The 11321-nt window shown below is 72.7% G+C and carries 9 protein-coding genes; 4 read left to right on the forward strand and 5 right to left on the reverse strand.

Annotation, left to right across the window (positions count from 1 at the left end; genetic code table 11):
- Positions 1–66: 66 nt before the first annotated feature.
- Positions 67–822 carry an SDR family oxidoreductase gene (locus tag ACIP4Z_RS15770; protein WP_391045812.1) on the reverse strand — a complete coding sequence of 252 codons (756 nt, stop codon included), beginning with the start codon at positions 820–822 and terminating at the stop codon, positions 67–69.
- A gap of 207 nt (positions 823–1029) precedes the next feature.
- Here ACIP4Z_RS15770 and ACIP4Z_RS15775 point away from each other — a divergent pair, with 207 nt between their 5' ends.
- The gene (locus tag ACIP4Z_RS15775; RefSeq protein WP_355341738.1) at positions 1030–1917 is read left to right on the forward strand and encodes a LysR family transcriptional regulator; all 888 of its coding nucleotides are present in this window, start codon (positions 1030–1032) and stop codon (positions 1915–1917) included.
- 51 nt (positions 1918–1968) lie between these two features.
- Here the strand turns inward: ACIP4Z_RS15775 and ACIP4Z_RS15780 are convergent, their stop codons facing one another.
- Positions 1969–3252 (reverse strand): phosphodiester glycosidase family protein, encoded by a 1284-nt coding sequence (locus tag ACIP4Z_RS15780; RefSeq protein WP_401308312.1) that lies wholly within the window; start codon positions 3250–3252, stop codon positions 1969–1971.
- Positions 3253–3585: 333 nt separating this feature from the next.
- On the opposite strand from ACIP4Z_RS15780, the gene ACIP4Z_RS15785 reads away from it, so the two are divergent.
- The 3 genes from ACIP4Z_RS15785 to ACIP4Z_RS15795 all read left to right on the forward strand — a co-directional run bounded on the left by ACIP4Z_RS15785 (position 3586) and on the right by ACIP4Z_RS15795 (position 6240).
- On the forward strand, positions 3586–4368 hold the full coding sequence (locus tag ACIP4Z_RS15785; RefSeq protein ID WP_401308315.1) for a hypothetical protein: 783 nt from the start codon (positions 3586–3588) through the stop codon (positions 4366–4368).
- A 38-nt stretch (positions 4369–4406) separates the two neighbouring features.
- A complete protein-coding gene (locus tag ACIP4Z_RS15790; RefSeq protein ID WP_401308318.1) occupies positions 4407–5414 on the forward strand; it encodes a phosphotransferase family protein in 1008 nt (335 codons plus the stop codon).
- Between the two features lie 184 nt (positions 5415–5598).
- Positions 5599–6240, forward strand: a complete 642-nt coding sequence (locus ACIP4Z_RS15795; RefSeq protein ID WP_355341726.1) for a hemerythrin domain-containing protein — start codon at positions 5599–5601, stop codon at positions 6238–6240.
- Between the two features lie 76 nt (positions 6241–6316).
- Here ACIP4Z_RS15795 and ACIP4Z_RS15800 read toward each other — a convergent pair whose 3' ends face one another.
- The 3 genes from ACIP4Z_RS15800 to ACIP4Z_RS15810 form a co-directional block, all read right to left on the reverse strand.
- Positions 6317–7237, reverse strand: a complete 921-nt coding sequence (locus ACIP4Z_RS15800; RefSeq protein ID WP_355341723.1) for a zinc-binding dehydrogenase — start codon at positions 7235–7237, stop codon at positions 6317–6319.
- Between the two features lie 261 nt (positions 7238–7498).
- On the reverse strand, positions 7499–8500 hold the full coding sequence (locus ACIP4Z_RS15805) for a beta-ketoacyl-ACP synthase III (protein WP_401308323.1): 1002 nt from the start codon (positions 8498–8500) through the stop codon (positions 7499–7501).
- Between the two features lie 490 nt (positions 8501–8990).
- Positions 8991–11039 (reverse strand): ATP-binding protein, encoded by a 2049-nt coding sequence (locus ACIP4Z_RS15810; protein WP_401308326.1) that lies wholly within the window; start codon positions 11037–11039, stop codon positions 8991–8993.
- Positions 11040–11321: the final 282 nt, after the last annotated feature.

Consider the following 11321-nt stretch of genomic DNA (forward strand, 5'->3'; position numbering starts at 1 on the left):
TGTCGCACGAACCGCCGGTGGCGAAGGTCCGCTCGGCCGCGTGACCGCCCGGGCGCGTTCGAGCGGTCAACGGCCCAGCATCGCACCGCCGTTGACGTGCAGGATCTGTCCCGTGGTGTACGCGGCCTCGGGCGCGGCCAGGTGCTTGATCGCGGCGGCGATCTCGCTGGGCCTGCCGGGGTTGCCGGTCAGCGTCTGGGCGACGCGGGAGGCGATGAACCCCGGGGTGCCGCGGTCGCCGAAGAACTCGGTGTCGCCGACGAAGCCGGGCGCCACCGCGTTGACGGTGATGCCGTCCTTGCCGAGCCGCTGGGCGAGTTCGAAGGTGTAGGCGTGCACGGCCGCCTTCGCGCCGCCGTACGAGCCGGGGCCGCGTACCGCCGCGATCGAGGACAGGTGGACGATCCGCCCGCCGGGCCGCCGTACGGACGGCAGCAGCGCCTCGGTGAGCAGGACGGCCGTCAGGACGTTGGCGGCGAAGTTGCGCCGGTAGCCGTCGGCGATGCCCTCCAGGGTGCCGTCGTCGTCGAAGGCGGCGTTGCCGCCCGCGTTGGTGACGATGACGTCCACGGGGCCCTCGGCGGTGATGAACGCGGCTGCCGCGCGCACCTGTTCCGGCTCGGTGAGGTCGGCGGCGAAGAGGTCGACGCGCCCCTTGCCGTACTCCTCGTTCAGCTCCTCGGCGGCGGCGCGCAGGACGCCCTCGCGGCGGCCGAGGACGGTCACCCGGTCGCCGTCGGCGGCGAAGGCCGCCGCGGTGGCCCGTCCGATTCCGGTCCCGCCGCCCGACACCACCACGCGACGCTGCTGCTGCTCTGCCACGGTCCCCGCTCTCCGCCTCACTCCGAGGCGTTCTTTCATCTGAATAGCAGTCACATACGGGCACGACGCTAGGCAGCGCGGGCGGGCGGTGTCAACCGACTTCCCTGACGCGGGCGGGAGGATCAACTCCACTTCATGGAATGATCGTTAAGTACGATTTAACAGCGCGCTCACACATGCCTCGACGGCACCAGGAAGGGGGCCTGCATGGAGCGGTACGAGATGGAGACGTTCCTGACCCTCGCCGAGGAGCTGCACTTCGGGCGGACCGCCATGCGGCTGCGGGTGACCACGGCCCGGGTCAGCCAGGTGATCAGCAAGCTCGAACGCCGTGTCGGGGCACCGCTGTTCGAGCGCACCAGCCGCAGTGTGGTGCTGACCCCGATCGGCCGGCGCCTCCACGACGACCTGCGGCCCGCGTTCGAGCGGCTGGAGGCGGCGCTGGCGACGGCCGTGGCCGAGGGGCGCGGGGTGACCGGGCTGCTGCGGGTGGGCTTCGTGGGCGCGGCGGCGAGTCAGCTGCTGGTCAGGGCGACCGAGCGGTTCCGTACCCGGCATCCGGGCTGCGAGGTGGAGATCCGCGAGGTCCAGATGACCGAGGCGCTGGAACGGCTGCGCGCCGACGCGCTGGAGGTGCTGATCGCCTGCCTGCCGCTGTCGGGCCCGGATCTGGCCAACGGTCCCGTGCTGCTGTCGGAGCCGCGCATGCTGGCGGTCCCCGCCACGCATCCGTTCGCCCAGCGCGGCACGGTCTCGGTGGAAGATCTGGCGCGCACCGAGGTGCTGCAAGCGCCGTGCTCGCTGCCCGACTACTGGCGCGAGCCGGGGACGCCGCAGCAGACCCCGGCGGGCCTGGCGATCCCGGTCGGCCGCTCGGCGGCGACCTTCCAGGAGGTGCTGACCCTGGTCGGGGCGGGCCAGGGGGTCTTCCCGGTGGGCGCGCACGCCACCCGGTTCCCCGCCCGCCCCGACGTCGTCTACGTCCCCTTCCACGACACACCGCCGCTGGACTGGGGTCCGGTGTGGCGGGCGTCCCGCGCCACCGCCAGGATCCGCGCCTTCACCGAGGCGGCGGCGGCCGACCAGATGGCGTAGCGCCGTACCCGGCCGCGCGGCCGTGCCGGCGGGCCGCCGCCGCGCGTACGGTCAGCGGGCGTAGACGGCCACGAAGTCGCGGGTGGCCTGGGTGTAGTAGCGGTCCGGCGGGTCCTCGAAGTCGAGGATGTTGGTGGGTTTCGGGTCCGCCGGATTCTTGCCGCTGTCGTAGGACATGAAGGACGGCCACGCGCGGTTCATGTCCAGCGGCATGGCGCGGACCGCCCCGGCGTGCTGCATCAGTTCGGCGAGGGTCCGCGCGGACAGGGCCTGGCCGACCACCATGATGATGTCGCCCTGCGCGGTGATGCCGACGCCCGAGCGCTCGACGAACATCTTGCTCTGGTCGGTGACACCCCACTTGGAGTCGTCGCCGATGTCGGACACCACCCGGCCGTCGTCGACCATCAGCTCCAGGCACTGGCGTACGCCGACGACGTCCTTGGTCATGTGCACATCGCGGCCCCAGACCCCGATGCGGATCGAGCCGTCCTTGTAGAAGACCTCGGACGCGGTGCCGTCGCGCAGGTCGCCCGCCGTCTGTCCGTTGAGGTAGAAGCCGCCGCGCGAGCCGCCGTCGGTGACCCGGAAGCCGCCGTTCCAGGTGGCGACCAGACCGGTGCGCTGTCCCTTGGGGATGTTGGGCGGTACGGAGAAGGTGCCGCCGGGCTCGCGGAATCCGGGGTGGAGCTGGAAGCGCGCGTGCTTGCCGCTGATCCAGGCGACGGCCGCCTCGTACGAGGTGTGGTCGCCGTCCGGCCTGACGTACGTCCCCTGGACGATCGGCTGGCCGTGGGCGCTGGACAGGGTGCGGAAGACGCCCTCGCCCGGCAGGCCGGGGGTGACCAGCGGGCGCATCGGGGCGCGCAGCGGGATGACCGGCGCCGCGGGGGCCGCGGGCGCTCCCTCCGGGGCGGTGCCCGCGGCGGTGGTGGCGGGCGCGGTGGCCTTCATCCGGGCCAGCGCGTCGGCCGACAGCGAGCCGCCGACCTTCGGCGGGTCCATCTTGTACTGGACGTCCTCCAGCTTGTTGACCACGAAGCCCAGCTCGTGGTCGCGGGCCCACTCGGCGAGCCTGGCCACGTTGCTGTCCTTGCCGGGGTAGGTCAGCGCCTGGCCGACCGACCAGCCCACGGTGCCGACGCACACCACGCAGACGCCGAGCGCGCCGCGGGTGACCAGCCGGCGGCGGCGGAGCTGCGCCGGGGTCAGATCCCGTTTGTGCTTCCACGGCAGCAGTCGTCTGCGGCGCGTGCGTCCGCCGCCGTCCGCCGCTTCCGCGGAGTCGGCGCCGTCGCGCGGTTCCGCGATCCGGCCGCCCGTCTGCTGGGTCATGACACTCCTCGCCCTCGCTCCTACCGCCCCTGTCGCCTGCGCGACCCGGGGAGACCTTTAAGCATATTTTCAGATGCTATGACCGTTCTGCGACCAGCCCAATCACGGCACGCCCGGAACCACCCGACCGCCGGACCCTTCTGACGGCCGATCAGCGGTGCGGGGGTCCTGAAGGCGGGCGCGTACTCCACCGGGAGCAGCGCGACCGCCTCCCGCGCGACGACGCGGCGCGCCCCGCCCGCCGCCTACCGTGAGCGCGTCCCGGCCGCGCCGCGTCCGAGACTCCCCGGCCGGGAGCACCGCCGGGGCCCCCTCGGTCAGGAGTCCCGCGCCATGTCCGCCACGGCAGCAGCAGTCGTCCCGCCGCCCGGCCGCCTCCCCGTGCGCGGCGCCGAGCGGGCGGCGTACGCGGTCGGCGCCGCGCTCATCGTGTCGGGCCTGTTCCACCTGGGAGTCTTCGCGGTGGACGGCGGACCGTGGGACGGCCCGGTCTCCTGGCGCAAGCCCTTCACCTTCGGGGTGTCCTTCGGCCTGACCCTGATCGCGCTCGCCCGGGTGACCTCGTACGTGCGGATCGGCGAGCGGACCCGCTCCACGCTGCTCGCCCTCTTCGCGGCCGACTGCGTCCTGGAGGTCGCGGGGATCACCGTGCAGGCGTGGCGGCACGTGCCCTCGCACTTCAACATGGAGACGCCGGTGAACTCCGCCGTCGCCATGTCGCTGGCCGTCGGCGGCGCGCTGCTCGTCGTGGTCCTCACCGCCTTCGCGGTCGCCGCCTTCCGCGCCCGGCCCGCCGGACCCGCCGGAATGCCGCTCGCGCTGCGCGCCGGATTCGCGCTGCTGCTGGTCGGCCTGCTCTCGGGCGCCGCGATGATCGCCCGCGGTGTCGTCGACACCAGGACCGGCGACCAGCAGGCCGCGTACCACTCGACCGGCGCCCTCAAGCCGCTGCACGCAGTGAGCCTGCACGCGGTCCTCGTACTCCCCGCGCTGGCCTGGCTGTTGGCCCGTACGCCCTGGTCGGAGTCCGTCCGGCGGCGGATCGTGCTCGCCGCCGTGTGGGCCTACGCGGCCGCCGCCGTGGGCGCGCTCGGCTGGGGACTGGCGACCGCGTAGGGTTCGGCCCCACGGAAGGCGACCACGGGGAGGGGCGGATGGCACCGCTGACGCGGGACGACACGGTGACCGGAGCGCTGGAGCGCGCCGGAATCCCGGCGGCCGGGATCGCCGGACACGCGCCGCTCCAGGGCGGCACGTACAACGCGATGCACCGCGTCGAACTCACCGACGGCGCCGTCCTCGTGCTCAAGGTCCCGCCGCCGTCGCGGGTCCCGAAGCTCGGCTACGAACGCGAACTGCTGCGCGGCGAGGCCCGGTTCTACGAGGGCGCCGCCACGGCGGGGGTGCCCGCGCCGCGCGTGGTGCACGCCGAGTACGACGACGGGAGCGAACAGGCCGCTCCCTTCCTGCTGATGACGCACTGCCCCGGTGTCACCTGGTCGGCGGCGGGAGAGGCCGCGGAGGGCGTCGGCGAGGCCGAGAGCGCGCGGCTGTGGCGGGAGACCGGCGGCCTGCTGGCCCGGCTGCACTCGGTGCGCGGACCGGCCTTCGGCTACCCGGCGCAGACCCTCGCCCCGCTCAACTCCCGCTGGCGGCCCGCCTTCACGGCCATGACCGACGCCGTCCTGGCCGACGCGGAGCGGTACGGACCCTGGCTGCCGCTGCCGGTCGCCGAGATCCGCGCCGCGCTGGCGACGGCGGCGCCCGTGCTCGACGAGGTCACCGAGCCCGCGCTGGTCCACTTCGACCTGTGGCCGGGCAACATCCTGCTCCACGGTCCCGCGGGCGCCCGTACGGTCAGCGGTCTCATCGACGGCGAGCGGATGTTCTGGGGCGACCCGCTGGCGGACTTCGCGTCGCTGTCGATCGGGCGCGACGACATCGAGCGCGACTCCGCCTTCCTCGCCGGATACGGCGCGGGCGGCGGGCGTACGGACTTCGACGCGGCGGCCCGGCGGCGGATCGCGCTGTACCGCTGCTACCTCTTCCTGATCATGCTCGTCGAAGTGGTGCCGCGAGGGACCGGGGGCGAGCATCTGGCGTGGGTGAGGCAGTACACGGGACCGCGGCTGGAGGCGGCGCTGCGGACCGCGGCGGGGTGACGTGCCGGGCCCCGCGACGAGGGGCCGCGGCCGAGCCCGGCCTCCTTATCGCGGGGTTCGCCCCGATCGGCGCGGAAGTCGCCGCCGCCGCGGGCCTCGGGGTTCCTGAGGAGGAAGCACCGTGACAGGCGTCGGTGCCACCATCTGACCACGTACCCGCGCACGCACTCATCAGGAGGCACGCATGAGTACCTACACCCCGTCGGATGCGCAGTCCCGGCTCGACTTCACCATGATGTACGCGGTGCACGACGCCTTCCGGCGCGACCTCGGCAGGCTGGTCACGGCCGCCGACCACAAGGCCGGGAGTCCGCGGGCCTTCAAAGAGGGCTGGAAGAACTTCACTTACTACTTGGACATCCACCACACCGCCGAGGACACCACCTTGTGGCCCGCCATGCGCGGGCGGATCGGAAGCGACCCCGAGCGGGTCGCGCTGCTGGACGCGATGGAGGCCGAGCACGCGGTGCTCGATCCGCTGATCGCGGCGGTCGATGCGCGGCTCGCGGCGGGTGACACGGCCGGGTTGAGCCAGGACGTGGAGCGGCTGCGGGACGCGCTGACGGCGCACTTCGACCACGAGGAGGACGCGGGGCTGCCGCTGGTGGGGGCCGTGGTGACCGCCAAGCAGTGGGACGCCTTCGGGGCGGAACAGCGCAGGCAGGTGGGGACGAAGGGGGCGGCGACGTTCTTCCCCTGGCTCCTGGACTCGGCGCCGGCCGCCACCGAGCAGAAGGTGCTGGCGCTCGTTCCGCCGCCGGTCCGCTTCCTCTTCCGCAAGACCTGGCGGCCCCGCTACGAGAAGCAGTCCCCCTGGGCCAAGTAGCCCCTGGCGCTGACGCGTTCACCGCGCGGAGGTCGCACGATCCCTCCGCGCGGTGAACATCCGGGAGCTGCCCGGGTCAAAGGGCCAGCACCACCTTGCCGTTGACCTGACGGCGGTCCAGACACCGCAGCGCGGGCGTCGGATCGGTCCATGAGCCGACCAGGGCGACCTGGGGGTCCAGCCGGTCCTCGGTGACGAGTTGGAGCAGGAAGGCCAGGTCGTGGCCGACGTCGTGGCGGGTGATCTCGTCGAAGAGGAAGACGTAGTGGAGGCTGACACCGGGCCGGGCGCGCCCCCAGTCGCGGGGAAGGCGTAACTCGGCCCGCGCGGTGTTGCCGTAGACGACCACGCTGCCGCCGGGGGCGACGGACTCGAAGGCCCAGGTCAGGACGGAGCCGCCGCAACTGTCGAGCAGGATGTCGACGGGCACGCCGGGGTCGGTGCCGTAGGTCGCGACGACATCGGCTCCGAGGGCGGCGAGACCGGTCGCGCGGTCCGGGGAGCCGACCCAGGCGATCACGTGGGCGCCCGCGGCGGCGGCGAGCTGGACGGCGGCCCGGCCGACTCCCCCGCCCGCGCCGGTGATCAGTACGGTGCGGCCGATCAGACGGCCGGCCCGCTGGAGGGCGTAGAGAGCGGTGAGGCCCGCGACGGGAAGGGCCGCCGCGGCGGCCCAGTCGACGGCGTCGGGCAGCCGGGCGAGCCTGCGGGTGTCGAGGGCGACGCGCTCCGCCCAGCCGTCGCGGTCGGCGAGGCCGACGACGCGGGTGCCCGCGGCCGGGCCCGATCCGTCGGCCGCCGGGCGCAGTACGGTGCCCGCGACGTCCCAGCCGATCCGGGAGCCGGGGGGCAGCTCGTCGAGCACGGACAGCTCGCCGCGGTTGACGGCCACCGCGCTGACCGCGATCAGGGCCTGTCCGGGCAGCGGTTCCGGCTCGTCGACCGGGTCGAGCCGGAGTCGGCCGTCCGCGTTGTCCGTTGTGACCAGGGCTTTCATCAGCTACCCGCCTTCTTCGTCACACGCCACCAGTGGGGAGAGGGAGAGCGGTGCGCGCCCGGTCGCGCGAGATTCCGGGCGGGTCCCGTTCTCCTCCTGGTACGTAGAGTCATTAACTCCGGCAGCTGTGACGGCCGATGATCGTTCATTTCGGAACGGCGGGTGTCGCGGGCGGAAAAGGCGCCGGCCGCCGCCCCTGTGTGCCGGGGCGGCGGCCGGTGCCAAGTGGTCGCGCTGCGCGCTGTGCTGGAGTGCGGTGGGTCAGGGCAGGGTGGCGACCACCGCGGCGTAGGACAGGCCGGAGCCGTACCCGAGCAGCAGTGCGGTGTCGCCGGAGTTGGCCTCGCCGGAGGCGAGCACCGCTTCCATGGCCTGCGGGATGGACGCACCGGAGGTGTTGCCGTTGGTCACGATGTCCTTGGCGACGGTGACTTCGGGCGGCAGGCCGATGGACTTGGCCATGCTGTCGATGATGCGCTCGTTCGCCTGGTGCGGGATGAACGTGTCGAGGTCGGCCGGGCCGACGCCCGCCACGTCCAGCGCCTGCTTGGCCACCTTGGCCATCTCGTAGACCGCCCAGCGGAAGACCCGCTGCCCGTCCTGGCGCAGTGCGGGGAACGCGTGGCCGGGGTCGTCCTTGAGCACGTCCCAGGGTGCCGTCTGCTCGATCGCGTCGGCCTGCGAGCCGTCCGCGCCCCAGACCACCGGGCCGATGCCCGGTGTGTCCGACGGGCCGATTACGACGGCCCCCGCGCCGTCGCCGAAGATGAATGCCGTCGAACGGTCGCTGAGGTCGAGCAGATCGGTCATCCGCTCCACGCCGACGACCAGGACGTAGCCGCCTCTGGCGCGCACGGCGTCGGAGGCGAGCACCACGCCGTGGACGAATCCGGCGCAGCCCGCGGTGATGTCGAAGGCCGCGGCCTCGGTGGCGCCGATCCGGTGGGCGATCTCCGTGGCGACCGCGGGTGTCTGCATGAGGTGGGTGAAGGTGGCGGCGATCACGCAGGTGATGCGGTCCGGGGTGAGCCCGGCTGCCGCGATGGCCTTGCTGGCGGCCTGCTCCGCCATCACGCCCAGGGTTTCGTCGGGACCGGCCCAGCGGCGGGTCACGATGCCGGTTCTGGAGCGGATCCATTCGTCCGAGGAGTCGATGTATCGACATACTTCGGCGTTGTCGACGACCGACCGGGGGCGATACGCGCCGACACCGAGAATTCGGGTGTGCCGTGCGCCGTCGGGCACGGCGATCTCAGCTTTCATGGGAGCCTTTCAGGCCATCGGCCATGGATGGGGGTCAGACCTTGCATCAGGCAGTGACCCATCGTCCTCGACGTGGTGTACGTCGCTCAACGCAGGGTCGCCATACGAATGATCCCGCGATTCAGCAGGAAAGAAGACCAATCCTTCCTCCACGCCGAGAGGTGGCCTGGAATCGACGCAGGTATGGCACACCTGTCCGAGACCAACCGCCCCGACCTGCGGCTTCTCCGTCCGAGCCCGCTTCGGCGCCGTCACTCGCACGGCCGGATCACCCCCCTTGCGGCGCGTCCTGCGGATCTAATCCCGTACGGTAAACGGCAAAAGGCGCACAGTGGTTCCGCCGAAAGGGCAATTGACATCAATGCGATAACGTGAAGCGCCGGAGTCGGCTCCGGGAACACACGATATTCGTTACCGATCAGTATCGGCCAACGCGCCGTCTCCACGGCGGCGACCCGTGTCACGCGTCACACCCGCCGGGTCACGGCGGTCAGCGTTGCGCCGGGGGCTCCTCGGCGAGAGCGGCGGCCAGCGCGGTGCGGCCGTACTCCGTGGCGCCGCGCCGGTACGCCCTGTCGTACGCGGCGTCGCCGACCAGAGCGCGGGCGGTCGCCTCGCACTGCTCGCGCACCCCGCGCAACTCCGGCGTGCCGCGCTGCGGGTGCCCGACGCTGCGCCAGTACGACTCGCCGACGCCGTAGACGGTGGCCGCCTGCTCGCCCCTGCCCTCGGCGGCCAGCGCGGCGGCCAGCAGGTCGAGGCCGAGCGCGATCCCGAAGGCGTCGCCGAGCAGCCGCTTGCTCTCCAGCATGGTGCGGGCGTGTCCCGCGGCCTCGTGCGGCGCCGACTGGAACAGCGCGATCAGCGCGAGTTGGTACTCCAGGTAGGACAGCGTCCAGACCTCGCCGAGCTGGGCGCAGTGCTGACGCAGTTCGCGGGCCCGCGCCCGCGCCTCGGGGAGCCGGCCGAGGCCGGTGAGCGCGAAGACCGCGACGAGGTGGCAGCGCAGCCGGGAGGGCGAGTCGAAGGCCCAGCCCGGTACGGCGGCCAGCGCCGCGTCCACGGTGTCGCGGGCGTCCTCGGCGCGGCCGGTGAGCAGGGCCAGCAGCCCGGACAGGTACGCGGCGGCGAACTGCGCCTCCTTGTCCCCGTCGTACGCGGCGGCCCGCGTGGCCAGTTCGCTGACCTGGAGCGCCGAGGGGTAGTCGCCCTGGAGGGTGATGGTCACTCCCAGCGCGCACAGCGCGCGGGTGCGTTCGGGGCCCTGGGTGTCGTGCGCCATCAGCGCGCGCTCCAAGTAGCCGCGAGCTTCCTTGAGATGGCCGCAGCAGGTCCAGAAGAAGCAGAGCAGTCCGGCGAGTTCGGCGGCGCGGGCGGGCTCGGTGGCCAGCAGGTGGTCGAGCGCGGTGCGCAGGTCGGTGTGGACGTCGTCTATCTGCCGGTAGCAGCGGGCCTGTTCGCTGCTCGACCACAGGGCGTCGGCGCGCCGGGCCAGTTCCAGGAAGTGCCCGGCGTGCCGGTCGGCCAGGGCGTGTTCCTCGCCCAGCTCGCGCAGCCACTCCTGGCCGTACTCACGGATGGTGTCGAGCATCCGGTAGCGGTGGCCGTCCCTGCGGACCACGGACTGGGCCACGAGGCGCTCCAGGGTGGCGGCGACCGCGTGTTCGGCCAGCGGGCCGCCGGAGGTCACCGCGCGCGCGGCGGTGAGGTCGAAGGAGCCGCGGAAGACGGTGAGCCGGGCCCACAGCAAGCGCTCGACCGGCGCGCACAGTTCGTGGCTCCAGCCGATGGTGGTGCGCAGGGTGCGGTGCCGCGGCGGCCAGACGAAGTCGGCGCGGGCCAGCACGTCGAAGCGGAAGCCGAGCCGGGAGGAGACGTCCTCGACGGTGGAGGGGCCGACCTGGGCCGCGGCCAACTCCAGTGCCAGCGGGATGCCTTCGAGGCGGCGGCAGATCTCTGCGGCGGCGCGGGCGGCGCCGGGGCCCGCGAGGGCGTCGGGGTCGGAGTCGGTCACGCGCCGGGTGAACAGCGCGAGCGCGTCGGCGCCGTCGCCGTCCAGCGGCCCCACTTCGGTCAGTTCCTCGCCCACCAGGTTCAACGGGCGCCTGCTGGTGGTCAGTACGGTCAGCCCCGGCGCGGAGGTGAGCAGTTCGCCGACCAGGTGCGCGCACTCGTCGACCAGGTGCTCGCAGGAGTCCAGGACCAGTAACAGGCGCTTGTCCGCGAGCCATTCGCACAGCGCTTCCACCGGCATGCGCGGTGAGTGATCGGAGAGGTCGACCGCGTCCGAGACGGTGGCCAGCAGCAACTCGGCGTTCTCCAGGGCCGACAGGTCGGCCCACCACACCCCGTCGGGGAACCGCGGCGCGGCCCGCTGCGCGGTGCGGGCGGCGGAGCGCTGCGCGATACGGGTCTTGCCGACGCCGCCCGCACCGGTGAGTGTGACCAGCCGGTGGGTCGCGAGCGCGGTGTCCAACCGCGCCAACTCCTCCTGTCGCCCCTCGAAGCTGGTCGTTTCCTCGGGGATGTAGCCCATCATGGGGACAGCCTGGCATCGTCCGGCCACACAGGGCAGCCACACGACCGGAGCAAAACGGGCCGGTGGACTTCCGGAACGATCTCGTCCGGTGTTGGCGATCATTGCCGATCATCGCGTGATGCCCGAACTTTACCGCTATCTCCGGCAATTCGGGCGCGTGGATGTCGAGTTCACCGGGGGCGCGCCCCCGCGACTCGGCCATGGCGTCGGAAGCACGCAATATCAAACATTAGAAGAGATGGATCTTCAGGGCCCGTTGCCCCTTTGGTGCATGTTGTTCCA

Origin of the sequence: Streptomyces sp. NPDC088910 (assembly GCF_044749865.1) — a bacterium.
Lineage (GTDB): Bacteria > Actinomycetota > Actinomycetes > Streptomycetales > Streptomycetaceae > Actinacidiphila.